Here is a 23,305-nt window from a genome sequence, read left to right as displayed (position 1 = left end):
GGTTGGATGAGATCGATTGTGCAAAAGGAATCGGAATATTGCTAGTCGTTGTTGCGCATCATTTGCAGAATGCGGATAGTATACGCCATTGGGCCTTTTCCTTTCACATGCCGCTGTTTTTTATCATGACAGGATACCTTTTTGCGCATAAGCAGAGCACAGCCTCTGCCAGACAGGCAATAGCATCCGGCGCAAGGAGTTTGCTGTATCCATATTGTACATTTAGCGTTATCATAGTCGCTTGGCTGCTTGGGTTCAAAACTGTATTTCATGCCGCCTTAGAGGAACCAGTTGCAGAAGTGATCGTACGTCTGCTGACGACCTATGGCTATCATGCGCTTTGGTTTTTGCCGGTGATGTTTTTTGCTTCCGTGATATGCAAGACCTGCAAACCGGAATATCGCAGATACTTGCTGGTTGGTGCTGTGGCAGGCGGCTGTGCAATGTCTTATGCTGCTTGCTCAGCGTCTTTGGCGAATAGCTGTGCGCGGTATGCCGCGATCATTGCCGGCCGCATTTTACTTGCGATCTCTTTTGTTGAGATCGGGCGTTTTGTATATGCACTGCTCCAAAAGCTGAACGCAAATGTTGAGTGGATCGTCATGATTGCCGCACTCGTCTTGTCGCTCATGCTCTATCATGCAAATATTTGGGTTTCTATGGTATTTTCAAGAATTGGTAACCCGGTGCTCTACTATGTGAACGCCTTATCCGGGAGCATATTTGTCCTGCTGCTCAGCAAAAAAATATGCATCGGCTTTCATACCCTGCGAATAGCTTTGTGTTACTGGGGACGTAATTCTCTGATCGTTCTGGCGTTACATATGGATATATCTATTGAGATCGCCTGGATGATTGTGGGAGCCATGAAATTGACACAAGTGCTCTCGTTTCGAGCCGCGTCGATATGTGCAATTTTCATTGAGCTGATCATATTGATGATTTTGATACAATTGATAAATAATCATGCGCCATTCCTTGTTCACATTCCGAATCTGCAAAATCAAAAATACAGCGGAGAGGTAAGTTAAATGAAGGCAGTAGACCGCTTTGCTCCCAGTGTACAAGCGCGCTTTGTCCAGCCCTGGCAGCAAAAGCACTTTGAAAAAACTAGATACGGAAAGAGAATAGCGGCGTATGAAAACGCATACGCCGGCCGGCGGTGCTTCATCGTGGCCAACGGCCCCAGCCTGCGGGCGGAAGATCTGGACCTGCTCCAGGACCGGGGAGAGGTCACCTTCGCCATGAACCGCATCTACAAGCTGTTTGACCAGACCCGGTGGCGGCCTACCTTTTACGTCTGCGAGGATGAACTCATCGCCGGAGGCCAGCAGGCGGAGATCAACGCCATCCCGGCAAAGGCGAAGTTCATCCCCATCGAGCTGAACTGGTATCACAATGTCCGCATTGAGGCGGCTGATTATTTCCACTTGAACTACCGGGAGGAGGAACGGTATCCCTTCAGCTTTTCCACAGATGCTGCCCATCAACTGGACTGCCGCGGTACAGTGACCTTCACCTGCATGCAGCTGGCATCTTACATGGGCTTTTCGGAGCTCTACCTGCTAGGGGTGGACCACAATTACCAGCGCACCATCGACATCAACGGCAATGTGGTGGTAGACCCCAACGCGAAGGACTATTTCTGCGAAGGCTATGACGCCGACATTAAGGACATCGTCGTCCATGACATGGGCAATAACACCAGGGCCTACCTGGACGCGAAAGCGTACTGCGCCGCCGCGGGCGGAAAGGTGGCCATTTACAATGCCACCCGAGGCGGCAAGCTGGAAGTGTTCCCCCGTGTGGATTTTGACGCCTTATTTACAAAGTGAGGGATTTGCCAATGGCTCAAGCAACAAAGCCTACCTATCACACCCACATTTCGGCCAGACACCGCTGGTTTGACCTAAACCTAAAAGAGGTCTGGCAGTACCGGGACCTGATCGCCCTGTTCACCCGACGTACCTTCGTGCTGACCTACAAGCAAACGGTATTAGGCCCTGCGTGGATCTTCTTGAATCCGCTGATCAGCAGTATCATTTACGCCTTCGTGTTCGGCGGTATTGCGGGCATCGGTACCGACGGCGTCCCGACCATTTTGTTTTACCTGTGCAGTAACGCCATCTGGATCTTCTTTTCCAGCTGCGTGACGAAAAACGCCAGCACTTTTACCGCCAACGCGGGAGTCTTCGGCAAGGTCTATTTTCCCCGGCTGACCATCCCTGTGTCCAATGTGCTGGCCTCTATTATCCAGTTTTTCGTACAGATGCTGTTGGTGGTAGTGTTCCTGGCCTACTTTGTTGCCGTGGGCGCGGTGCATCCCCATTGGGAGGCCTGGCCGCTGGTCCTGCTGGTACTGGTGCACCTGGGGCTGCTGGGCCTTGGCTGCGGCATCATCATCTCCAGCCTCACCACGAAATACCGGGACCTGGCTATTTTGGTGACATTTGGTGTGCAGCTGTGGATGTACGCCACGCCCATCGTCTATCCTATGTCCCAGCTGGGGGCGGGGTGGATGCGAACGGTTTTGATGGTCAACCCCGTCACGGCGCCTGTGGAGGTATTTCGCTACGCCGTTCTGGGACAGGGTACCATTATGCCCGGGTATCTGGCTCTGTCCTGGGCCGTCACAGCGGCGGTGGTGGTCATCGGCGTCATGATCTTCAACCGGGTGGAAAAGACCTTCATGGACACGGTGTAAGGAGGCGGGGAGCATGGACAACAAGACCGAGCAGCGGGAGGTAGCCATCCGGCTCTCCGGCGTGAAAAAGATGTATAAGCTGGGCCAGATCGGCGGCGGCACCCTCCAGGGGGACCTGCAAAGCTGGTGGGCCCGGGTCCGGGGCCGGGAGGACCCCAACACGAAGATCGGCACGGACCAGCGACTGGTGGGCCAGACCTTCATGGCCCTCAACGGCATCGACCTGACGGTGTACAAGGGGGAGGCCCTGGGCATCATCGGCGGCAACGGCGCCGGCAAGAGCACCATGCTCAAGCTCCTCAGCCGCGTCACCGCCCCTACGGAGGGGGAGATCGACATCTACGGCCGCATTGCCTCCATGCTGGAGGTGGGCACTGGCTTCAACGGCGAGATGACCGGCCGGGAGAATATTTACATGAACGGCACCATCCTGGGCATGACCAAGGCGGAGATCGACGCCAAGATGGAGGACATCATCGACTTTTCCGAGGTGCGGGAGTTCATCGACACCCCGGTGAAGCGGTACTCCAGCGGCATGTACGTGAAGCTGGCCTTCTCTGTGGCTGCCCACCTGGACAGTGAGATCATGATCATGGATGAGGTTTTGGCGGTGGGCGACATGGCCTTCCAGAAGAAGTGCCTGGACAAAATGCGAGACGCCGCCAAAAAGGAGGGCCGCACAGTCCTGTACGTCAGCCACAACATGAACACCATCCGCCAGCTGTGCGACCGCTGCATCGTGCTGGACAAGGGCAAGGTAGTGTTCGAGGGAGATGTGGAGGAAGCGATCTCTCGTTATATGCAAGAAACAAAAAGCAAGAATACACGTATTGATTTTTCAGAAGTAGTACGTGCAGATTGGTTAAAAGATCCTTATATTAAATTATTATCTGCGGAGTATGTCGGAAAGGATACGATCGCTTTCGAGCAAACAGAGAGAATACATCTGAAATTAGAGTGGGAAAATTTGAAAGATGTAGTAAACGCAGGGCTTAGAGTTGAAATATGGAGCATGGATAGAACAGCAATAGCAACCTATGTTTTATATGAGTGCTATAGCGGAAAAGCGGGCGAGCATGGTTCGTTTCTGCTTGAACTAGATATTTCGCAATTGGCGGAAGCTAGCTATCAAATGATATATACATTTTTTAGCCGGAGTGAGCTGGGTGGAAATCAAGATTTGGACTGTGTTGATGGGCTGTGTTTTGATATTGCAAATGTAAAAAAGAGCGAAAAATTGCTTTGGCGACCGAAGTACTGGGGGTACATTCGCATGCCATCACCCAAAGTTATTGAGAAAAAGATTGACAGTGAGGGGAATAAAACGTGGCAATGATCAGCGTTATCGTCCCTGTCTATAAGGCGGAGCCCTATCTTCGGAAATGTGTGGACAGTATTTTGGGGCAGACTTTTGCCGATTTTGAGTTGATCCTGGTGGATGATGGAAGCCCGGATGGCTGTCCGGTAATTTGTGATGAATACGCTGAAAGAGATAGGCGGATTCATGTCATTCACCAGGAAAACGGCGGCCTTTCCGCTGCACGGAACGCAGGAATAGACTGGGCCTTTGCTAACAGCGACAGCCAATGGCTCAGTTTTATCGACAGTGATGACTGGGTCCATCCGGAATATCTGAAACGCTTGCTAGATGCGGCACTGGAGCATCAAGTTTCCATTAGCATTTGCGGATATGCAGAAACCGAGGGAGAGGAACCGTTAATCAAGAAGGAAGATTTTGCGGTAGCTGTTTGGACTCCGGAAGCATTTTTTTCTGAACACAATATCAATGCTACTGTGGCTTGGGGAAAGCTATATCGCAAGAAGAGTTTTGAGAAAATTCGGTACCCAGTCGGAAAAATTCACGAGGATGAATTTATCACATATCAGATCCTGTTCAGATGGAGCACGGTTGTGGTTGTTCCGGCCCCTCTTTATTATTATTTTCAGAACAAAAATGGTATTATGAAATCACCGTGGACTCCAAAACGCTTGGATTCTGTTGAGGCAAAGGAGGAACAGAAAAAATTCTTTCAAAAGCATGGTTATTGGGATGCTTATAGAGTGGTTGAAAAATGGTTTGTACTTGAGTTGACTCACTGTATTCAAGAATTAGAGCAATTTACCATGGACAATAGAGAAAAGAGCCGACTTTTATATGCTTTGAGGCAAAAACTGCGTAGTGCGCTGGTTGAAAGCAAAGAAATATACCCCTTTGGAAAGAATAAATGGATTTACGAGATGGCCTTTCCCGGGGTGATGCATTTCTATTGGATTGTGAAAGTGATAAAGAAGAAGCTATGTGTGCTGTTCAGAAAGGGGGAGGGGGATGATTAGCGTAATTGTACCAGTGTATAATACCGAAGCATTTCTCTGCGACTGCATAGATAGCATTCTTGCCCAAACCTATACGGACTTTGAACTGATTTTAGTAGATGATGGCTCTCAAGATGCTTGTGGAGCAATTTGTGATGATTATATGCGGCGCGATAATCGAGTACGGGTGATACATCAGGAGAATAAAGGGCAGTCTGTTGCGCGTAATAATGCTGTAACTCAGGCAAAAGGAGAATGGGTCTGTTACGTGGACAGTGATGATTTGGTCCATCCCCAGATGCTTGAATTGCTGTACCGAGCAATGATTGAAGGACATGCCGATATCGCGATGTGTTCTGCAGTAGAGTCACTATATGTTCCAGATTGGTTCAAGGAAAGCAAAGAAGGAAAAATTTTATCCGCAGAATTGAACGAAGAAAAATTAGAGCAGCTTTACGAGCTGGGCGGGCATCGGGCCTGGGTTGTATGGGGAAAAATCATTCGAAAAGAAATCGTTCAAAAAATTCCATTTACAGAAGGACGAATCTATGAGGATAACGCGGTCGTTTGCCGCTGGTTAGTGGAAGCAAAGAGGGTTTCTGATGTAGATGCGCCACTGTATTTTTACAGGTTTAACCCTCTAGGAACCACCAAAAAAGATTTTCAAATCAAACAGCTGGATTGTCTGTGGGCAATTGAAGAGATAGTCAATTTTTTTAAAAGTATTGGCTATCAAAGTCTGAGAAAGCGATTTTGTTCCAGGTACATGACAACAGCAGCAGGCTTTTATTGGAAAGCAAAAAATGAATTGCAATCGCCGGATATAGCGGAAACTATTAAAGAGCAGATGCAAGAGATGAAATCTCAAAACAATTCCTATATCAATCTTTCAAAAGCACAGCTCCTTTCCGTATATGATATTTTATATCCTCGTAGGATGCAGGCATATTGGCTTTTTAAGGCTGGTTTAAAGGAACTGAAAGAAGCAGGTGTCCTTGGATTCATACATGGGACTTTGAATTTTCTGCATCGAGAAGGAAAGAAAAAAGTACGTAAATAAAGCAATACAAGGTCAAAAGAGGCCCTTAAATAGGTGTATTATTGCGGCGCTTTAATGAAATAAAAACGCAAAATACAGCTTACGCTATATCACGAGGGGGAAAATGTAAATGAATACTGAGAAAAAGAGAGTCATTATGCTACTGCCCCCGACGGTATTCCCGATTCCAGCTGTTTGTGGCGGAGCGGTCGAACAGCTGATCACCCATCTTCTTGACGTCAATGAAATTGAAAACCGAGCGACATTTATTGTGGTTTCAAAGTATGATGAACGTGCTGCAAAGATCAAATATCGTAATTCTGACGTGAAGTATTTGAACCAGAATGGATTGGTCATTGGTTATGAAAAGAGATTTAAGTTAATGTGGGTGCTATACTGCGTATGGTTAAAAATATTCCATAACCACATCGCAGAAAAACTGCTTCGCCGCCCACACAACAGGATGGATTTGTATTCGTTTCAATGTGCCTTGATTGCAAGGATGCAGCATGTTGATTTTGTTGTAAATGAGTTGCATGGTTTCGGAGTGGATGCTCCGCTGATGGTATTTAATTCGATCGTCGGGAGAGATAAATTTTATAATCATATTCATACGGTGCGAGATGAATATTTAGTTTCTCGAAAAATCATCAACAATTCAATATCCATAAGCGAATATGTGAGAAATCATTGGGTAGTAGATCGGACAATTCCCGGCAAAAATGAAGTTTTATATAATTGCATTGATGTCGATCGATTTCGTCATACGATGACAGAAACAGAGCGAGCAATTTTAAGAAAAAGCTTGGGAATTAAAGATGCTGATTTTTTAGTGATTTTCTGCGGCAGATTGATTCCGGAAAAGGGCATAAAGGAGCTTCTGCAAGCGTTTGATCTGATAGATTCACATGCAGAAAAAAATATAAAGCTTTTGTTAATTGGCAGCGAGGCGTTTTCAAATGGCAATCTAACGGATTTTTCCAGAGAAATGATGAAAAAAGCCAACGAAGCCCAAAATGTGATCCCCTTGGGATATATCCCGAATTCGGAACTGCCCGCATATTATGCACTTGCGGATGCTCAGGTCATTCCGTCGATTTGGCAGGAGGGAGCTGGGATCGTAGCCATAGAAGGGATGGCGGCAGGCCTTCCGCTGATCATTACAAAATCCGGTGGGATGCCTGAGTATGCTGGACAGGGAACATCCATACAAATCCCGATCGATCCTCAGCTTCCGGAACATATAGCGGAGGCAATCATCCAACTTGCTGAAAACCCTGATTTGTGCAAAAAAATGGGAAAAGCAGGTCAAAAGCAGGCTCAAAAATTCAGCAGAGAGGCATACTATTCTAATTTTTTAGAAATTGTGGAACGAGCGTTTTGCGAATAAATACTGACTGGGCAAAAAAGGAAAGAGATATGAATATTATCATTGCAATTAATGAAAAGTACATAGAGCCGGCAAAGACCATGCTCTATTCCTTGGCTTGCCAGCAAAAGGAATACCTGACAGTATATTTGCTGCAAAGCTCGATCTCCAAAACCAAGTTGGATGATTTTCAGGAGTTTGTAAGCCGGAAATGCCACGGAGAACTGGTCATCGTCCCAATCGAACGGGAACGCTTCGCAGGCGTTCCGACCCTTAAATGGTGGTCGGAGGAGACGTATTATCGGCTGATTGCGTTTGAAATTTTGCCGAAGCGTGTGGAGCGGGCCCTTTGGCTGGATGCGGATATGGTGGTAAAAGGAAACATCACCGAATTGTATACCCAGAGCTTTGACGGAAAGTATGCGGTCGTTTGCGCGGAAGACACCAAAAAAAACCACCAGCGTTTGGGGCTGAGCGAGGAACACCGCTATTTTAACGCAGGAGTTGTTTTATTTGATTTCCATGCGATCCGGCGGGATTTTACAGTCGAGGATGTTTTCCAGTGTATTGAAACCCACCGGGAGCATCTGGACGCGCTGGACCAGGATGTACTGAATCTTTTGTTTGAGAACAAAGCCAAATACATAGATGCGTCCATTTATGACAACGAAACATTCGGATTCAATGTTTTGAACAAGGAGAAAATGACGGAGCTGCGGGATACGGCGAAGATCATCCATTTCACCGGTTCCATGAAACCCTGGAATTACAAGGGAGCCAACTGGGCGGATGCATATTGGTGGGAGTACGAGAGGGGACGCGGTGGCCGAAGGGCTGCGTTTATCAAGTACCGCCTGCTCAACAGTCCTGTAAAACTGTGGCATTGCGCACGAGAGGTATACTATTTTGTATTGGGCCAAATAAACAAGAGAAGACGGTAATCTTTCTCGTACCATTCATCAAGTGAGGTAGTTCATGTGAAAACGATTGCAATCATGCCCATTAAACTAAGCAACGAACGCCTGCCCGGCAAGAACACCATGCTCCTGGGGGACAAGCCCTTGCTCCAGCATGAGCTGGTGACCCTACGGAAAACGGGCCTGGCGGATGAGATCTACGTATATTGCAGCGACGAGGCCGTCTGCCCATACCTGCCGGAGGGCGTCAAATTTTTGAAGCGCCCGGCGGAGCTGGACCTGCCCACTTCTAACTTCACCCAGATCTTCGCGGCCTTTTCCAGCGCGGTGGAGGCGGACATTTACGTCTATGTCCACGCCACTGCGCCCTTCATCACCGGGGAGACCATGGCGGAGTGCATCCGCGCGGTCCAGGGCGGGGCGTACGACTCCGCTTTCTGCGCCGTCAAAATCCAGGACTTCCTCTGGAAGGACGGGGAGCCCCTAAACTTCGACGCCGCCAACGTTCCCCGCAGCCAGGACTTGGAGCCCATCTACCGGGAGACCTCCGGTGTCTACGTGTTTACGAAAGAGGTCTTCGCCCGGTACCGCCGCCGCATCGGCAAAAAGCCCTTCGTGAAGGAGGTATCTTTCAAGGAGGCGGTGGACATCAACAATCCGGAGGATTTTCGCCTGGCGGAGGCCATGGTGGGCCTGGACCTGTGAGGAGGGGAGCAGATGAATTCCATCAAAGTGCTGGATGTCACCCTGCGGGACGGAGGATGCGTCATCGATTTCAATTTCGGACAGGCCTACATGGACCAGATATTGGAAGGCCTGGAAAAGTCTCAAGTGGATATTATCGAGCTGGGATATCTGGACGAAAAGAAGGGCTCTGCCCAGGAGCGGACGCAGTTTTGCGATGAGCAGGTCATTAAGCAGCACTTCCTAAAGGCCAAAAAGCCCGGCACCACCTATGTTGCCATGTTCGACTACGGCAAATTCGACCCGAACACTTTGGCTCCGTATGACGGCACCGGTATTGACGGATTGCGGATTGCCTTCCACAAAAAGGACCGGCTGAACATGGTCCCCCTGGCCCGCAAGGTGCTGGAAAAGGGATACCAGCTGTACATCCAGCCCATGACCATCATGCGCTACACCGACGCTGAGCTGCTGGAGCTGCTGGACACCGTGAACACGGAGCTGGCGGACGCCACCGCCTTTTACGTGGTGGATAGCTTCGGCGAGATGCGGATGAACGATCTGAACCGCATCGTGCATCTGGTGGACCACAACCTAAAGACTAAGATGACCATGGGCTTCCATTCCCATAATAATCTGCAGCTGTCCTACTCCAATGCCGTCACGCTGCTGCAATTTTTCAGCGGCAGAAATATGATTATCGACAGCTCCGTTCTGGGCATGGGGAAGGGCGCCGGCAATTTGAATACGGAGCTGTTCTTGGAGCACTTGAACCTCTATTACGGCAAGCACTACCGCATTGCGCCGCTGCTGGAGGTCATTGACCAGGTTTTGAACACCATCCGGGCGGAGCATTACTGGGGCTACTCCATCGAGTATTACCTCTCATCCATCAACCACTGCACTCCTAGCTATGCCGGACACTTCTACAAAAAACACATGCTGCCGGTGGAGCAGGTGGCAGAGCTGTTAAGCCTTATCGCCGAGGAGAAAAAGATATCCTTCGACAGGGACTATGCCGAGCAGTTGTACCTTTCTTACAATGCCCGCCGCCACCAGGACGACGACCCCGCCGTCCGACATCTGACGGAGGTCATCCGGGGAAAGCGGGTGCTGCTGCTGGCTCCGGGCAAGCGCTTGGAGGAGGGAGCGGAGGCTATCCGCGAGGCTTTGACGGACCCCGGCACCGTCAGTGTTTCCTTGAACAGTTTCGACCGGTTTGACACAGATTATGTGCTGACCACCCGGGCGGATGCCTTCTGCAAGGCGCTGAAAAGCGGGAAACGCATCATCGCCACCACCGGCGTCTGTGACAAGCCCACGGAAAACGTTCTAGTGCTCGATTACGAAAAGTGGGTTACCATGGAGGAGGGGGTGCAGGATTCCTCCGGCATTGTGGCGTTGAAGCTCATGACTGCTTGCGGCGCGTCGGAGCTGCTGCTGGCGGGCTTTGACGGCTTCTCCGTGGACATCAATAAGAACTACTATGACAAGACCATGCGCCACCCCGTCACAGAGGAGCAGGCCCGCCAGCGGAACGCGTATTTCCGCACGTATGTGCAGCGGCTACGGGCCACCGTCCCGGTTCGATTCTTGACCAGATCCCTGTACGAGGCATGAGCTTGTGCAGCAAAATGTGAACAATATGGGAAAAACAGACAATCGAATTTCTTGGATTGACAGTGCAAAAGGTATAGGGATTCTATTGGTAGTTTTAGGACATACCTATGGAATTCCTACGTGGCTGTATGGCTTGATTTATTCGTTTCATATGCCCCTGTTCTTTCTGTTATCAGGCATGACATATAGAGACCCATCTGATAATCTTCTAAATGGCATCAAACATTTTGCAAAAAGATATCTTGCTACATATTTTATATTGGCTTTTACTAATCTTTCTTTGCATAGTTTCTGGCTGCTGCTTCAGAAAAAGCTGTCAACTAAACTGCTTGCAAAATATTTGTGTGGTATTTTCTACTGTTACGCAAGCATGGATTGGATGCCGAACTGTTCACCGATTTGGTTTCTTCCCTGCCTTTTTGTCGCAAAGGTTTTCTTCTTATTTATCGGAAAAATAAGAAGCAGCAAAGGACAGTTCATGATAATCTTGTTATGTGTCGGTATTAGTTCTTTTTGGGCGGAATTGAGGCTTCCCCGACTTCCGTGGAACATTTGCTCTGCTTTTATGGCTGTTGTCTTTTTGTGGCTTGGTAAGCAGCAGATTCGGTGGATGAATGATCCTTTGCATAATAAGGCTTTTAAGTGGCTAATGTGCAGCTGTATGGCTGCCACGGTGGTTTTATTGAAGAAAATTATCGAAAATGGCGTTAATGTGGGAATGAATGGGAATAAATATGGGAATTTATGGATATTCGGAATTGGGGCAATTGGGCTGAGCAATATTGTTTTTATAATCGCTAAAATGTGCTTAAAAACAAACCGCTTATTCATCTTTTTGGGACAATCCACATTGCTTTTTATGGGATTTAATTATTTTGCGCGGTCATTTTCTACTGAGGTGTATTATCTGATTCCGCTTGTACGGAATATTCCTCTGGCATGGGGAGTTTCCTTCACGTTGACATTAATTACACTCATATTTATAGTGGCATTATCAAAAATTTTTATGCATACAAAGCTACTCAAAAAAGTGATAAATAATGAGGGACTTCAAAATGATTAAACTATTTGTCATGGACGTGGATGGCACGCTGACGGACGGACACATCTACATAGGTGCCCAGGGGGAGCTGATGAAGGCTTTTGATGTGAAGGATGGCTACGCTATTGCCCATTTGCTGCCCGCAGCGGAGATCGTGTCTGTCATCATCACCGGTCGCCGGTCGGCTATCGTAGAGGAACGGGCCAAGGAGCTTTCTATCACGGAACTGCATCAAGGCGTGAGAGACAAGCTGACCTGTCTGAAAGCTATTGGAGAGAAATATGGGGTAAAGTCTAAGGAAATCGCCTATATTGGCGATGACTTGAATGACTTAGATTGTATCTATTTCTGTGGTATGACGGCTTGCCCGGCGGATGCGGTGGAGGAAGTGAAGGCGTCTGTGGACTATGTGTGTACCCACAATGGTGGGAGCGGGGCGGTGCGGGAGTTTATTGCCTGGCTTCTGGCACAGAATCAAGACTGAACGCCCAGCCGGCGGAGGAGGACCTCCGCCGGCTATTCTGGTTGAAGATAGGGCAGCAAAACTATCTGTTGCACCACAGCCGTAAATTTGCTATACTGACTTAGTATATAAACTGGAAAGGGGAGCGCCATGCGCATCTTAGGGATTGATCCCGGCTATGCCACTATTGGATTCGGACTGGTGGAAGCGGAGAGAGCACAAATGAAGATGGTTACTTACGGCGCTATTACTACTCCGGCAGGGCTTCCTCTTTCCAAACGGTTGTATCAGATTGGTACAGACATGGAGGATCTCATCAGCCAGTTGAAGCCGGATGTTATCTCCATTGAAGAGTTGTTTTTTAATACCAATATCACGACAGGCATCGCCGTAGCCCATGGACGGGGGGTTTTGTTGTATTCCGCTGAGAAGTGCGGCATCCCTTTGTACGAGTACACCCCTGGCCAGGTAAAGTTGGCGGTCACCGGATATGGAAAAGCGGAAAAGCGTCAGGTCATGGATATGACGAAACGGCTTCTGCAACTGAAAACCGTTCCCCGCCCGGACGACGCAGCGGATGCATTAGCTCTGGCCCTGTGCCATGCAAGGAGTTTTACTTCACGGCTTCCCAAGACTGGAGATGTAAGGGAGACCATTTGAGGAGGACACTATGTTTTATTATCTAGACGGCACTGTGGCGGAGATCCTACCGTATCTGGCTGTTGTGGACTGCGGAGGTGTGGGGTATGCCTGTAAAACTACTAACACTACGCTGGCGGCTTTGAAAAAGGGCCAGCGTGGCAAGCTCTATACATATTTGAATGTGGGGGAGGGCGTATTTGAGCTGTACGGCTTTGCCACACAGGCGGAGCTGAACAGCTTCAAGCTGCTCATTGGTGTTTCCGGCGTGGGACCGAAGGCGGCTCTGGCCATCTTGTCTGTGGCCACGCCGGACACGTTAGCCATGGCGGTCATCACCGGGGACGAAAAGACCCTTACTGCCGCGCCGGGCATCGGCAAGAAGATTGCCCAGCGCATCATTCTGGAGCTGAAAGATAAGATGGCCAAGGAGAGTGCTACCGGCGGGTTGGATTTCTCCGGTCCCAAGGGTGCCGCAATCCCGGCAGCTCTGACCAATAAGGCTACAGAGGCTGCTGCCGCTCTGGCGGTGCTGGGGTATACCAGTCAAGAGACTGCTGCCGCTTTGAAGGGAATTGATGTAGAAAATCTGCCTCTGGAGGAGATCATCCGCCAGAGCTTGAAAAAGATGGTGAAATAAAATGAGCAAAACAATTATGGGGTTTATCTTGGCATTGTGTGCTGCCGCTCTGGCGCTGCCCGCTGCTTTGTTTGGCCTGCGGTACCAGGCACTGCGGCAGAAAAAGCGTCAAACTGGTAGCTTGACAGAGGAGGAGAAAAAGCGTCAGCTGAAGAATGTGGTGCTTTTCGTAGTGCTGCTGCTGGCAGTGTACCTGCTGGGCTTCTCCAGCATTAACTGCTTCCGATAAGAAAAGCGGATCTGGAGAGCAAAGGAAGTGACGATTTGAGCATTGACTTTGGAAACGATATTTACGAGGAGCCTATCGTGGCAAAGACGTTCCTTCAAGAGGATGCCCAGGAGGGTTCTCTGCGTCCCAAGACGCTGAAGGAGTACATTGGCCAGGAAAAGGCAAAAGAAAATCTGGCCGTGTTTATCGAAGCTGCCCGCAAGCGGGAGGAGGCGCTAGACCATGTGTTGCTTCATGGCCCTCCGGGCCTGGGCAAGACGACCCTCGCCGGTATCATTGCCCAGGAGATGGGAGCCGGTATCCGTATCACTTCTGGTCCGGCCATTGAAAAACCTGGAGATTTGGCGGCGCTGCTGACAAATCTGAATGAGGGCGATATTCTTTTTGTGGATGAGATTCACCGTTTGAACCGCTCCGTAGAAGAAATCCTTTATCCTGCGATGGAGGACTATGCTCTGGATATTATTGTAGGTAAAGGACCATCGGCCAATTCCATCCGGCTGGACCTGCCGAAATTCACACTCATCGGAGCCACCACTCGGGCAGGGCAGCTGTCCGCACCTTTGCGGGACCGCTTCGGCGTGACGCTGCGTCTGGAACTGTATACCCCGGAAGAGCTTGCGAAGATCGTGACCCGGTCCGCTGGTATTTTGAGCGTTGATATCGTGCCCGAGGGAGCCTATGAAATCGCCCGCCGCAGCCGGGGAACACCCCGCATCGCCAACCGGATGCTGCGCCGAGTGCGGGATTTCGCACAAGTTAAAGCTGACGGCGTCATCACAAAAGATGTGGCGGATCAAGCCCTGTGTGCACTGGAAATTGATTATCTGGGATTGGACCCGGTGGACCGGCGGATGCTGGGAGCCATCATCGATAACTATAACGGCGGTCCTGTGGGGTTGGAAACCCTGGCGGCCACCATTGGTGAAGAGTCCGTTACGTTAGAGGATGTATATGAGCCGTACCTCATGCAGTTGGGATTCTTGACTCGGACACCTCGTGGCCGGTGTGTGACGCAAAAGGCGTATCAACATTTGCATAAACCAATCCCTGGCGGCGCAATGCCAGAGGGGGAGATGGAGCAGCTGATGCTTTGACACGTATTCTTGCATAGTGTCAAATCGCAAGTTCGGATCGCAAGTTATGATACAAAATTACAATTCATATAAACTCATACAATTAGAAGGGAACCATTATTTATGGGTAAATTATTTGGTACAGACGGCATCCGCGGTGTCGTGGGTGAGAATCTGACTGCGGATCTTGCCTATCGGGTAGGCCAGGCGGTAGCTACGGTCCTCATGGAAGACAAGGGAAGCCGCCCCGAGGTCCTTATCGGTAAGGACACCCGTGTTTCCTCAGACATGCTGGAATCCGCTCTCATGGCAGGTATCTGCTCCGTGGGAGGTGATGTGAAGCCCGTGGGTACCATCCCTACTCCTGCGGTGGCATACTTGACCATTAGGGAACAGGCGGACGCGGGCATCGTTATTTCGGCCAGCCATAATCCTTATGAACACAATGGCATCAAGGTTTTCAGCAGCCAGGGCTACAAGCTCTCTGACGCAGTGGAGGCCCGCATTGAGGAGCGTATCCTCTCTGATGCACCCATGAAGCTCCGCACGCGGGGAGAGATCGGCCGCCGCCACCACGGGATGCGGCAGCTGAAGCGGGAGTATATTGACTTTGTGGCATCTACCATTGAATCTGACTTGGCTGGTATGCGAATCCTGGTGGACTGCGCCAACGGTGCCGCCAGCGCCACAGCGCCGGAACTGTTCGGCCGGTTTAAGGCCAGTACGGATTTCATCCATCGAGACCCGGACGGTGTCAATATCAACAACCGCTGCGGTTCCACCCATTTGGAAAGTCTTGCAGATGCTGTTGTGAAAGGCGGATATGACATCGGCGTGGCCTTTGACGGTGATGCAGACCGCTGCTTGTTGGTGGACGAAACCGGCGCTACTATTGATGGAGACAAGGTCATGGCTGTGTGCGCTGCGGATATGAAGCGCCGCGGCAAGCTCAACGGAAACACCATCGTGGCCACCGTGATGAGCAATCTAGGACTTCATGAATTTTGCCGCAACGCAGGACTGAACTTGGTCTGTACCGCTGTTGGTGACCGTAATGTATTGGAGAAGATGCTGGAGTGTGATTACCGTATCGGCGGTGAGCAGTCTGGCCATACCATTTTCACGGAACTGGAGACCACCGGTGATGGGGAAGTGACAGCTCTGCAGTTTTTGCAGGTGCTTTCCATTTCCGGCAAAAAGGCTAGTGAACTGGCTTCCTGCTGTGCCGTGTATCCCCAGGTGCTGGTGAACGTGGAGGTGCCCCACAGCGGAGGTGTGAAGGAGAAAATCATGGCCTCCCAAGTTTTGGCAGACGCTGTGCGGGAGGAGGAAAAGGCCTTGGGTGGAAGCGGCCGGGTGCTGGTCCGCGCCTCCGGCACCGAAGCCCTCATCCGGGTTATGGTAGAGGCAAAGACGGAGGAAACTGCCCAAGAGGTTGCTGATCGTCTGGCGGATTTTATAAAATCACTAAAAATCTAAGGCTTCTAAACGGAATTTTTGATAATTTGCTTGACATTTTATGGGATAGACGGGTATAATAACATATGTTCAAGGTTAAAGATCAACCATTCCAACAGATGGAGACGCGAAGTGACGAAGACCTTTGCCAGCTGGCTGCTCAAGGCAGCCGGGAGGCGGAAGAGATTTTGGTTTCACGCTATAACCGGCTGGTTCGTACCTGTGCCCGTCCTTTTTTCCTAATCGGCGGTGACAGTGAGGACTTGACGCAGGAGGGAATGGTGGGCCTCATCAAAGCAGTCCGGGAATATGATGCCGGTAAGGCAGCTTCTTTTCGGACCTTCGCAGAGATCTGCATACGAAGCCGACTGTATTCCGTACTCCGCGCCGCTGCGCGGGATAAGCATCTTCCGCTCAACCAGTCGGTTCCTCTGGATACACCCTTCTTTGATAGCAATTCCTACACCTCTGGCTCCGGCGATTTGGCGCAGGGCAACCCCGAGACTTTTTTAATCGAACGGGAACGCACCGCGGCTCTCCTGGCTGGTGTCCGGAAACAGTTGTCCGAATTTGAAGCGAAGATTTTGGGGTACTATTTGGACGGTCTTTCATGCAGGGAAATTGCCGAGACGGTAGGCAAGCCCCCAAAGTCCGTGGACAACGCTGTGCAAAGAATCCGCCGTAAGGTGGCACAGCAACTTCTTTCCGGCGAATTCAGCGAGAGCTGAACGCAATATATTTTTCTTTTCAAAGAGAGGGTAAAATCATGTACGAAGACAAGACTTTAGTGTGCAAAGAGTGCGGCCAGGAGTTCGTGTTCACCGCTGGTGAGCAGGAGTTCTATGCTGAGCGCGGCTTCCAGAACGAGCCCCAGCGCTGCAAGGCCTGCCGTGATGCTCGCAAGAACGCCGCCCGCGGCCCCCGCGAGTACTTCACCGCTGTTTGCGCTGCTTGCGGCGGCGAGGCGAAGGTTCCTTTCGAGCCCAAGTCTGACCGTCCCGTTTATTGCAGCGAGTGCTTCGCCAAGATGCGCGATCAGCAGAGATAACAAGCCGGTCTTCGGTTTTTATAATTGCGATCAGAAAAGAACACCTGCCCATATGGACAGGTGTTCTTTTTCATACCTAATTCGTGTATTTGGAGGCGTTATCTGAACTTCATGTGCCAAATGCTTGGCGAATCTCCATGTCAGCGAAAAAGCAAGATTTCGCGCATTTTCTATTGAATTCGTGAAGAGAATAGAGTATAATACCCATGCTGAATTTTTGATTGGAGGAATATTCCCATGATTACGATTACCAAAGACACCATTATCGGTGATATTCTTGACATTGCTCCTCACACCGCACCCATTTTCCTGTCTATTGGCATGCACTGCCTGGGTTGCCCCTCTTCCCGGGGCGAGACCGTGGAGGAGGCCTGCATGGTCCATGGCGTGGACTGTGACAAGCTGCTGGCCCTGGTGAACGAGGAAGCCAATAAGGCTCAGTAAACACCTGGCAGGACGCATACGGGGCGAGCCCGTATGCGTCCTTACAACGATTGCCGGAGGAACCTATGGCAAAACGAGAAATGGAGCTTTCCCCCAGGCTGCGTCTTTTGGCAGACTGGGTGCGCCCCGGTTCAAAGGTCGCTGATGTTGGCACGGATCACGCCTACCTGCCTGTGTGGTTGGTGCTCCATGGGCGCGTGAGCTCTGCCATTGCCAGTGACCTTCGCAAAGGTCCTATCCAGCGAGCCAGGGAGAACTGTCGTCGTCACGGTACAGACGGTGTGGACTGCCGTTTGTGCGATGGCTTGAGTGGTATTGAACCCGAGGAGGCAGACACTGTCATTATTGCCGGTATGGGCGGAGAGAATATCGCTGCCATCTTGGCGGCCGCTCCTTGGACGAAGGACGGCGCCCACACGCTATTGCTCCAGCCCATGAGCCGGGACGCGGTGCTGCGGCGCTTTTTGGCGGAGAACGGTTACGTGATCCTGCGGGAAGCATTGACCTGCGAGCGGGGCAGCTACCTGCCTGTTATGGAGGTCACCGCTGGCGAGATGAAGCTGACAGAAGGGGAATTGTATGGCGGTGTAAAGATGCTGCACGATCCTCTGGGAGATCGGTATCTCATACAGGCGATCCTGCGCTTCCAGAGCGCCGTGGCCGGGCTGAACCGCTCGTCCAGCCCGATGGACCGGGAGAAGGCGGATGGTCTGCGGGACATCCTCACCCAGCTGATGAACATGAGAGAGGAGTGGCGTCATGCCAACTGTGCGGGAAATTGAACAGGCCCTCTTTGAGTTGGCCCCCGGAGAGGCCGCCATGGAGTGGGACAATGTGGGACACCTCCTGGGGGACCCGGACCAGACCGTGGAGCGGGTGCTGGTGGCACTGGACATCACGGAAGGTGTGGCGGACGAGGCCATCGCCTCTGGCTGCCAATTGATCGTGGCCCATCACCCCATTATGAACTGCCGCTGGACGCCGGTGCAGAACATCCGGGACGATACCTTTCAAGGGCATCTGCTTTTGAAGCTGCTGCGGAACAATGTTTCTGCTATCTGCATGCACACGAACTTGGACATTGCGTGGGGAGGGGTGAACGATGCTTTGGCCCAGCGGCTGGAGCTGGTAGACCCTGGGCCCCTGTGTGAAAACGGATTGGGCCGTGTGGGCGAATACCCGGAAAGCGTAGCCTTGGCGGATTACGTTCGCTTCGTGTGCCATGCCTTGGGCTGCAATGGCCTGCGGTATGCCGATGCTGGAAAGCCTGTGCGTCGGGTGGCTGTTGGCGGTGGCGCCTGCGGGGAGTTTGAGGACGATGCCATTCGAGCCAGTTGTGATACGTATGTCACTGCTGACCTCAGCTACCACCAGTTCTTGGACGCGGCAGGGAAAGGTATCAACCTCATTGATGCAGGCCACTTTCCAACGGAGGATCCCGTCTGTGAAAAAGTCATTGCGTATTTAACGGACCAGTTCCCGGAACTGGCTGTTACCAAATCCGCTTCCCACCGGGAAGTGATTCAGTACTATGTTGAAGGAGAGTAACTATCATGTCTGGACATTCCAAATGGCATAATATTCAGAAAACCAAGGGTGCGCAGGATGCAAAGCGATCCGCCGCATTTACCAAGATTGCGAAAGAGATCATTGTGGCCGTCAAGGAAGGCGGTGGTTCCGGCGATCCCAATAACAACTCCCGTCTGGCCACTGTCATTGCCAAGGCTAAGGCTGTGAATATGCCTAACGAGAACATTAAGCGCACCATTGACAAGGCGCTGGGTGCCGGCAGCACCGAGAACTTCGAGGCTGTTACTTACGAGGGCTATGGCCCCGGCGGCGTGGCTGTCATTGTGGAGGCTTTGACCGACAACCGTCAGCGCACTGCGCCTGAGGTCCGGCACGCTTTTGACAAGTGCAACGGCAACCTGGGTGCGCAGGGCTGCGTCAGCTGGTCTTTTGATAAGAAAGGTGTTATCGTCATTGACAATGAGGATGGCGAGTTGGACGAGGACACTGTTATGATGGATGCGCTGGAGTCCGGTGCTGCCGATTTTGAGGCTGACGGTCCTGCCCTGGAGATTACCTGTGATCCCGATGCCTTTAACGATGTGGTAAAGGCTCTGGAAGAGAAGGGATACAGCTTTGTTAACGCCGACATTGAGATGGTGCCTCAGAATTACATTACCTTGTCCGATGAGGGTGATGTGAAGAATATGAACAAGCTCATCGACATGTTGGAGGACAGCGATGATGTCCAGAATGTCTGGCACAACTGGGATAACGACTAAACGAAATAAGAAAAGGACGGCTTAAGCCGTCCTTTTCTTATTTCGTATAATTGCACAAAACTTACATTTTGTGCAATTATACGAAAAAGAAGTACTCTACTACTGGTCGGTTGCCTTTTTCCAGGGAAGTGGGTATCTTGAATGTGAGGTGAATTACATGAATAAAGAACGGTTGGGAATCTTTATCGCGGAGAACCGCAAAGCCCTGGACATGACCCAGAAGGACCTAGCGGAGCGTTTGCACATCACGGATAAGGCCGTCAGCAAGTGGGAGCGGGGAGTTTCACATAATTAAAGATACCACACCAATCCCATGCTGACTTTTGCTCAACCGATACAGCCGGAGGGCTGGATAACAAGAAAAGGCGGTATGCGCCCCGTGGAGGGGTAGCGTACCGCCTTTTCTTGTGGGGGTTTCCAAAGGGGGCAAAGCCCCCATTTGGCACACGACTTTGCGAAGCAAAGTGTAGTGTGTTATACCTGCTGGCGTGGCTGACGGGGGAAACGGGGTGCGGTGCTTTTTGCGCCCCGTTTGCTCCGGCAGGAAAACAGGCTGAATTTTTGTGAATGGGAATGAACAAAAAATCGGGCTGGTTTCAGAGAACGGCGGCAGGTATATGAAAGCCCCGTCCCTCGTCCTACGCTCCGACTTGTGGACAAAATCTCCCGAAGCTGTGGCCACACTCCCGGAAAAGTAGCAGGACAGCGGGCAACCGTCAAGGCTGAAATGAACGGTTTTATACCCGGCCTTGACCGCCGCCCTCCGTCCCGCTGAACGGGCAGACAAGGCGGCCAATCCCTCAAAGTGCTTGGCCGCACTTTTTTTAATTTGGGAGCGTTCTCCCTTGCAAAATTGAAATGGGCGGGAAGCCATTTTGTGGCTTTCCCGCCTTGATTACCTTTTGCAAAGACGGGCGGGGCTGTCAACGGCGGCGCATGAAATGCGCCGTTCATCTTGACCGTTGACTGGCTCGGCTGGCTTTGCTATTCGGTAGCCAGACGAATGCTTTTGGTCGCCATGTTATTTCTAAAAGCAAGATCATGTTCTACGAAGATCATGGTAGGAGAAAATTCTCTAATCAGATTTTCAATTTGCATTCGAGAATAGATGTCAATATAGTTAAGAGGTTCATCCCACACATACAGATGCGCTTGTTCACAAAGGCTTTTTGCTATCAACACTTTTTTCTTTTGTCCCGCCGAAAAATCTTCCATTTTCTTTTCAAACTGTATTCGTGAAAAATCCATTTTCCGTAAGATTGCCTTAAACAAACTTTCATCAACACGATTGGCTTCCGCAAACTCTGATAACGAACCGTTCAGCATAGAAGTATCTTGAGGTACATAGGACAATATCATGCCAGAACCTATTGCAACTGTCCCACGATGTTCTATTTGTTGCCCAACCAGTAGCTTTAGAAGGCTCGTTTTCCCAGAACCATTTTTTCCATAAAGGGCAATGCGTTCTCCCTGTTTTACTGTAAACGAGATTGGCTGGCAGACATTTTTGCCGTCAAAAATCGGTACAACATCAGAGAAAGTCACTAAGGTATCTGAAAAATAGAGAAGCGGAGCGATTTTCAAATCTTCTACGGTTTCCAAATTTTTGAGAAGGCCGGACTTTTCCTCGATTGCACGTTGCTGCCGCACTTCGATAGCCTTTGAGCGTTTCATCATTTTGGCAGATTTGTGACCAATATACCCTCGATCAACCGGGCCGTTCCCATATTTTGACGCTTCAATTCGGTCTGACCAGACAGAAGTTCTTTTAGCTGCCTTTTGCATATTATCAATGCTTTTTTTCAGCTTCACATTTTGAGCGAGTTCAAATTCTTGTTGACGCTGGAAGTTGGTAAACCAAGTAGAAAAATTTCCGCTTTGCACTTCGATGTTTGACCGATTGATCGACAGGATATGGTCAACACAGCCATCTAAAAAACAGCGATCATGAGAGACTAAAATGAATCCCTTTTTCCGTTTCAGGTATGCTGAAACGGTTTCTCTGGCTTCCATATCCAAATGGTTTGTCGGTTCATCAATCAGTAAAAAGTGTCCATCATTCAGAAAGAGGGTGGCAAGCAGCACCTTGGTCTGCTCCCCATTGGAAAGCGTAAAAAATGGTCTCCAAAGCACATCATCACGGACTTCCAGATAGGATAGTTCTCTCAACAGCTCCCATTCTTCCGCCAGCGGGCAGACTTCCGAGAGAATGTCCGCAGTTAATCTGTTTTTATTGCTAACAGGGTATGGAAAGTAATCAAATTGCACAGAGGCTTGTATTTTCCCATGGTATTCGTACTTTCCAAGCAGAAGATTTAGAAAAGTTGTTTTACCTCTGCCATTTCTACCAATGAACCCAAGTTTCCAATCTGTATCAATTTGAAAATTGACATTTTCAAAAATGTTATCATAGCTGGATGGATAGGCAAAGGTAAGGTTCTCGACTCGGATCATCGACATATCGCATTCCTCCTTTATTCCGGGGATAAAGAACATAAAATAAGAGCTGCAAGAAAGTCAATTCTTGCAGCTCGTCACAGCATAATAGTACCACCCCTATCAAGAGTGATACGCCTACGATATATCGAGTGAATAGACTTTTAACTTTCTTGCAATGGGTACAATGGTACTGTAAAACACAGTATCACTGTATATTCCAATTTATTTGCAAGAAAAGTTAATCATCTTTCCACCTCACCTCTAATTTTATGTATGTTAGTGTATCACAAAGACACAAGCAAGTCAAGGAAAAGGGCAATGATGATAATGAGTATAAGGCAGGGTACTTTCTGTTTTTGCTTCTCTGCGGGATATGAGATTTCGTAAAATCCGATTTAGATGTTAAGGCTCATGTATAAAAGCGGATAAGGATTGCCCTGTTCGTCAAGGTCTGTCCTTTTATAAACCTGAAAGCCCATGTGTTCATAAAAGCCCTTGGCCTGTGGGTTTTGCTCATTCACAGCCACCCGCTCTACGGCATAGGTTTTAATCCCATATTGGAGCAGGCGCTTTCCGAGCCCCTTTCCTCTTTCTTCCGGGGAAATGAACAGCATATGTGTTACCTCCACAACTTCAAATTTACTGTTCAGTTTCTTCCATTCTACCACAATTCCGAGAGCGTGGAAATGGGGGGATTTTCAGGCAGATTTCCCACCTTTCGGATATACGGGACGGGCGGTCATTTCGGTGTAGACTTAGGTTAGTTCATCGATGGACAGCACCTTGAAAACCGAATGACCGTCCGAAAAGGAATACCCCCGGCTGGGGAAGCACCGCAAGGAGCCGACTTCTGGACACTTTGTCCAGAGGTCACTTTGGGACAAGTTGTC

General features: G+C 50.0%; 25 protein-coding genes and 1 pseudogene. 24 read left to right on the top strand and 2 right to left on the bottom strand.

Annotation, left to right across the window (positions count from 1 at the left end):
* Positions 1 to 2 precede the first annotated feature (2 nt).
* The 24 genes from ACTQ4R_RS01540 to ACTQ4R_RS01425 all read left to right on the top strand — a co-directional run bounded on the left by ACTQ4R_RS01540 (position 3) and on the right by ACTQ4R_RS01425 (position 20,271).
* The gene (locus ACTQ4R_RS01540) at positions 3 to 1,031 is read left to right on the top strand and encodes an acyltransferase family protein (protein ID WP_441625160.1); all 1,029 of its coding nucleotides are present in this window, start codon (positions 3 to 5) and stop codon (positions 1,029 to 1,031) included.
* On the top strand, positions 1,032 to 1,835 hold the full coding sequence (locus ACTQ4R_RS01535; protein WP_441625158.1) for a 6-hydroxymethylpterin diphosphokinase MptE-like protein: 804 nt from the start codon (positions 1,032 to 1,034) through the stop codon (positions 1,833 to 1,835). It abuts the gene before it with no gap.
* A gap of 11 nt (positions 1,836 to 1,846) precedes the next feature.
* On the top strand, positions 1,847 to 2,704 hold the full coding sequence (locus tag ACTQ4R_RS01530; RefSeq protein ID WP_441625156.1) for an ABC transporter permease: 858 nt from the start codon (positions 1,847 to 1,849) through the stop codon (positions 2,702 to 2,704).
* Positions 2,705 to 2,717: 13 nt separating this feature from the next.
* A complete protein-coding gene (locus ACTQ4R_RS01525) occupies positions 2,718 to 4,040 on the top strand; it encodes an ABC transporter ATP-binding protein (protein ID WP_441625154.1) in 1,323 nt (440 codons plus the stop codon).
* A complete protein-coding gene (locus ACTQ4R_RS01520; RefSeq protein ID WP_441625990.1) occupies positions 4,037 to 5,038 on the top strand; it encodes a glycosyltransferase family 2 protein in 1,002 nt (333 codons plus the stop codon). The genes ACTQ4R_RS01525 and ACTQ4R_RS01520 overlap by 4 nt, the downstream gene beginning before the upstream one ends.
* On the top strand, positions 5,031 to 6,077 hold the full coding sequence (locus ACTQ4R_RS01515; RefSeq protein WP_441625152.1) for a glycosyltransferase family 2 protein: 1,047 nt from the start codon (positions 5,031 to 5,033) through the stop codon (positions 6,075 to 6,077). The genes ACTQ4R_RS01520 and ACTQ4R_RS01515 overlap by 8 nt, the downstream gene beginning before the upstream one ends.
* Positions 6,078 to 6,186: 109 nt before the next feature.
* Entirely contained in the window at positions 6,187 to 7,446 is a 1,260-nt protein-coding gene (locus ACTQ4R_RS01510; protein ID WP_441625150.1) for a glycosyltransferase family 4 protein, read from the top strand.
* A gap of 29 nt (positions 7,447 to 7,475) precedes the next feature.
* A complete protein-coding gene (locus tag ACTQ4R_RS01505) occupies positions 7,476 to 8,366 on the top strand; it encodes a glycosyltransferase family 8 protein (RefSeq protein WP_441625148.1) in 891 nt (296 codons plus the stop codon).
* Between the two features lie 36 nt (positions 8,367 to 8,402).
* Positions 8,403 to 9,047 carry an acylneuraminate cytidylyltransferase family protein gene (locus ACTQ4R_RS01500; RefSeq protein ID WP_441625146.1) on the top strand — a complete coding sequence of 215 codons (645 nt, stop codon included), beginning with the start codon at positions 8,403 to 8,405 and terminating at the stop codon, positions 9,045 to 9,047.
* Positions 9,048 to 9,059: 12 nt separating this feature from the next.
* A complete protein-coding gene (locus ACTQ4R_RS01495; RefSeq protein WP_441625144.1) occupies positions 9,060 to 10,646 on the top strand; it encodes an aldolase catalytic domain-containing protein in 1,587 nt (528 codons plus the stop codon).
* A 4-nt stretch (positions 10,647 to 10,650) separates the two neighbouring features.
* Positions 10,651 to 11,709, top strand: a complete 1,059-nt coding sequence (locus tag ACTQ4R_RS01490) for an acyltransferase family protein (protein ID WP_441625142.1) — start codon at positions 10,651 to 10,653, stop codon at positions 11,707 to 11,709.
* Positions 11,702 to 12,172 (top strand): KdsC family phosphatase, encoded by a 471-nt coding sequence (locus ACTQ4R_RS01485; protein ID WP_441625140.1) that lies wholly within the window; start codon positions 11,702 to 11,704, stop codon positions 12,170 to 12,172. The genes ACTQ4R_RS01490 and ACTQ4R_RS01485 overlap by 8 nt, the downstream gene beginning before the upstream one ends.
* 129 nt (positions 12,173 to 12,301) lie before the next feature.
* On the top strand, positions 12,302 to 12,811 hold the full coding sequence (gene ruvC, locus ACTQ4R_RS01480; RefSeq protein ID WP_441625138.1) for a crossover junction endodeoxyribonuclease RuvC: 510 nt from the start codon (positions 12,302 to 12,304) through the stop codon (positions 12,809 to 12,811).
* Between the two features lie 10 nt (positions 12,812 to 12,821).
* Positions 12,822 to 13,430, top strand: a complete 609-nt coding sequence (gene ruvA / locus ACTQ4R_RS01475; protein WP_441625136.1) for a Holliday junction branch migration protein RuvA — start codon at positions 12,822 to 12,824, stop codon at positions 13,428 to 13,430.
* 16 nt (positions 13,431 to 13,446) lie between these two features.
* On the top strand, positions 13,447 to 13,659 hold the full coding sequence (locus ACTQ4R_RS01470) for a hypothetical protein (RefSeq protein WP_441625134.1): 213 nt from the start codon (positions 13,447 to 13,449) through the stop codon (positions 13,657 to 13,659).
* A 35-nt stretch (positions 13,660 to 13,694) separates the two neighbouring features.
* Positions 13,695 to 14,756 carry a Holliday junction branch migration DNA helicase RuvB gene (ruvB, locus tag ACTQ4R_RS01465; protein WP_441625132.1) on the top strand — a complete coding sequence of 354 codons (1,062 nt, stop codon included), beginning with the start codon at positions 13,695 to 13,697 and terminating at the stop codon, positions 14,754 to 14,756.
* 102 nt (positions 14,757 to 14,858) lie between these two features.
* Complete coding sequence (glmM, locus tag ACTQ4R_RS01460; RefSeq protein WP_441625130.1) at positions 14,859 to 16,214, top strand: phosphoglucosamine mutase; 1,356 nt, start codon at positions 14,859 to 14,861, stop codon at positions 16,212 to 16,214.
* Positions 16,215 to 16,279: 65 nt separating this feature from the next.
* Positions 16,280 to 16,921: a sigma-70 family RNA polymerase sigma factor gene (locus ACTQ4R_RS01455; RefSeq protein WP_441625128.1), complete on the top strand. Its 642-nt coding sequence runs from the start codon at positions 16,280 to 16,282 to the stop codon at positions 16,919 to 16,921.
* A gap of 38 nt (positions 16,922 to 16,959) precedes the next feature.
* The gene (locus tag ACTQ4R_RS01450) at positions 16,960 to 17,241 is read left to right on the top strand and encodes a zinc-ribbon domain containing protein (protein ID WP_441625126.1); all 282 of its coding nucleotides are present in this window, start codon (positions 16,960 to 16,962) and stop codon (positions 17,239 to 17,241) included.
* 237 nt (positions 17,242 to 17,478) lie between these two features.
* Entirely contained in the window at positions 17,479 to 17,685 is a 207-nt protein-coding gene (locus tag ACTQ4R_RS01445; RefSeq protein WP_441625124.1) for a DUF1858 domain-containing protein, read from the top strand.
* 65 nt (positions 17,686 to 17,750) lie between these two features.
* Entirely contained in the window at positions 17,751 to 18,467 is a 717-nt protein-coding gene (locus tag ACTQ4R_RS01440) for a tRNA (adenine(22)-N(1))-methyltransferase (RefSeq protein WP_441625122.1), read from the top strand.
* Entirely contained in the window at positions 18,445 to 19,233 is a 789-nt protein-coding gene (locus ACTQ4R_RS01435) for a Nif3-like dinuclear metal center hexameric protein (protein WP_441625120.1), read from the top strand. Before ACTQ4R_RS01440 ends, ACTQ4R_RS01435 begins: the two co-directional genes overlap by 23 nt.
* A 5-nt stretch (positions 19,234 to 19,238) precedes the next feature.
* Positions 19,239 to 19,976, top strand: coding sequence for a YebC/PmpR family DNA-binding transcriptional regulator (locus ACTQ4R_RS01430; RefSeq protein ID WP_441625118.1), 738 nt, complete (start codon positions 19,239 to 19,241; stop codon positions 19,974 to 19,976).
* A gap of 157 nt (positions 19,977 to 20,133) precedes the next feature.
* Positions 20,134 to 20,271 (top strand): helix-turn-helix domain-containing protein, encoded by a 138-nt coding sequence (locus ACTQ4R_RS01425; RefSeq protein WP_441625116.1) that lies wholly within the window; start codon positions 20,134 to 20,136, stop codon positions 20,269 to 20,271.
* A 689-nt stretch (positions 20,272 to 20,960) separates the two neighbouring features.
* Here ACTQ4R_RS01425 and ACTQ4R_RS01420 read toward each other — a convergent pair.
* Both ACTQ4R_RS01420 and ACTQ4R_RS01415 read right to left on the bottom strand, forming a co-directional pair.
* Positions 20,961 to 22,436, bottom strand: a complete 1,476-nt coding sequence (locus tag ACTQ4R_RS01420; protein WP_235398761.1) for an Lsa family ABC-F type ribosomal protection protein — start codon at positions 22,434 to 22,436, stop codon at positions 20,961 to 20,963.
* A gap of 374 nt (positions 22,437 to 22,810) precedes the next feature.
* Positions 22,811 to 23,041, bottom strand: a pseudogene (locus ACTQ4R_RS01415) (GNAT family N-acetyltransferase); the annotation flags it as partial.
* Positions 23,042 to 23,305 lie beyond the last annotated feature (264 nt).

The organism is Dysosmobacter sp. Sow4_B12 (assembly GCF_052116665.1).
Taxonomy (GTDB): Bacteria; Bacillota; Clostridia; order Oscillospirales; family Oscillospiraceae; genus Oscillibacter.
This window is presented reverse-complemented; position numbering and strand designations above follow the sequence as displayed.

Bases quoted from the DNA above. Each gene is read 5' to 3' on its own strand.
- ACTQ4R_RS01535 (WP_441625158.1), top strand. From the start codon at position 1,032: ATGAAGGCAGTAGACCGCTTTGCTCCCAGTGTACAAGCGCGCTTTGTC.
- ACTQ4R_RS01530 (WP_441625156.1), top strand. From the start codon at position 1,847: ATGGCTCAAGCAACAAAGCCTACCTATCACACCCACATTTCGGCCAGA.
- ACTQ4R_RS01525 (WP_441625154.1), top strand. From the start codon at position 2,718: ATGGACAACAAGACCGAGCAGCGGGAGGTAGCCATCCGGCTCTCCGGC.
- ACTQ4R_RS01520 (WP_441625990.1), top strand. From the start codon at position 4,037: ATGATCAGCGTTATCGTCCCTGTCTATAAGGCGGAGCCCTATCTTCGG.
- ACTQ4R_RS01515 (WP_441625152.1), top strand. From the start codon at position 5,031: ATGATTAGCGTAATTGTACCAGTGTATAATACCGAAGCATTTCTCTGC.
- ACTQ4R_RS01510 (WP_441625150.1), top strand. From the start codon at position 6,187: ATGAATACTGAGAAAAAGAGAGTCATTATGCTACTGCCCCCGACGGTA.
- ACTQ4R_RS01505 (WP_441625148.1), top strand. From the start codon at position 7,476: ATGAATATTATCATTGCAATTAATGAAAAGTACATAGAGCCGGCAAAG.
- ACTQ4R_RS01495 (WP_441625144.1), top strand. From the start codon at position 9,060: ATGAATTCCATCAAAGTGCTGGATGTCACCCTGCGGGACGGAGGATGC.
- ACTQ4R_RS01485 (WP_441625140.1), top strand. From the start codon at position 11,702: ATGATTAAACTATTTGTCATGGACGTGGATGGCACGCTGACGGACGGA.
- ruvC (WP_441625138.1), top strand. From the start codon at position 12,302: ATGCGCATCTTAGGGATTGATCCCGGCTATGCCACTATTGGATTCGGA.
- ruvA (WP_441625136.1), top strand. From the start codon at position 12,822: ATGTTTTATTATCTAGACGGCACTGTGGCGGAGATCCTACCGTATCTG.
- ACTQ4R_RS01470 (WP_441625134.1), top strand. From the start codon at position 13,447: ATGGGGTTTATCTTGGCATTGTGTGCTGCCGCTCTGGCGCTGCCCGCT.
- glmM (WP_441625130.1), top strand. From the start codon at position 14,859: ATGGGTAAATTATTTGGTACAGACGGCATCCGCGGTGTCGTGGGTGAG.
- ACTQ4R_RS01455 (WP_441625128.1), top strand. From the start codon at position 16,280: ATGTTCAAGGTTAAAGATCAACCATTCCAACAGATGGAGACGCGAAGT.
- ACTQ4R_RS01450 (WP_441625126.1), top strand. From the start codon at position 16,960: ATGTACGAAGACAAGACTTTAGTGTGCAAAGAGTGCGGCCAGGAGTTC.
- ACTQ4R_RS01445 (WP_441625124.1), top strand. From the start codon at position 17,479: ATGATTACGATTACCAAAGACACCATTATCGGTGATATTCTTGACATT.
- ACTQ4R_RS01440 (WP_441625122.1), top strand. From the start codon at position 17,751: ATGGCAAAACGAGAAATGGAGCTTTCCCCCAGGCTGCGTCTTTTGGCA.
- ACTQ4R_RS01435 (WP_441625120.1), top strand. From the start codon at position 18,445: ATGCCAACTGTGCGGGAAATTGAACAGGCCCTCTTTGAGTTGGCCCCC.
- ACTQ4R_RS01430 (WP_441625118.1), top strand. From the start codon at position 19,239: ATGTCTGGACATTCCAAATGGCATAATATTCAGAAAACCAAGGGTGCG.
- ACTQ4R_RS01425 (WP_441625116.1), top strand. From the start codon at position 20,134: ATGAATAAAGAACGGTTGGGAATCTTTATCGCGGAGAACCGCAAAGCC.
- ACTQ4R_RS01420 (WP_235398761.1), bottom strand. From the start codon at position 22,436: ATGTCGATGATCCGAGTCGAGAACCTTACCTTTGCCTATCCATCCAGC.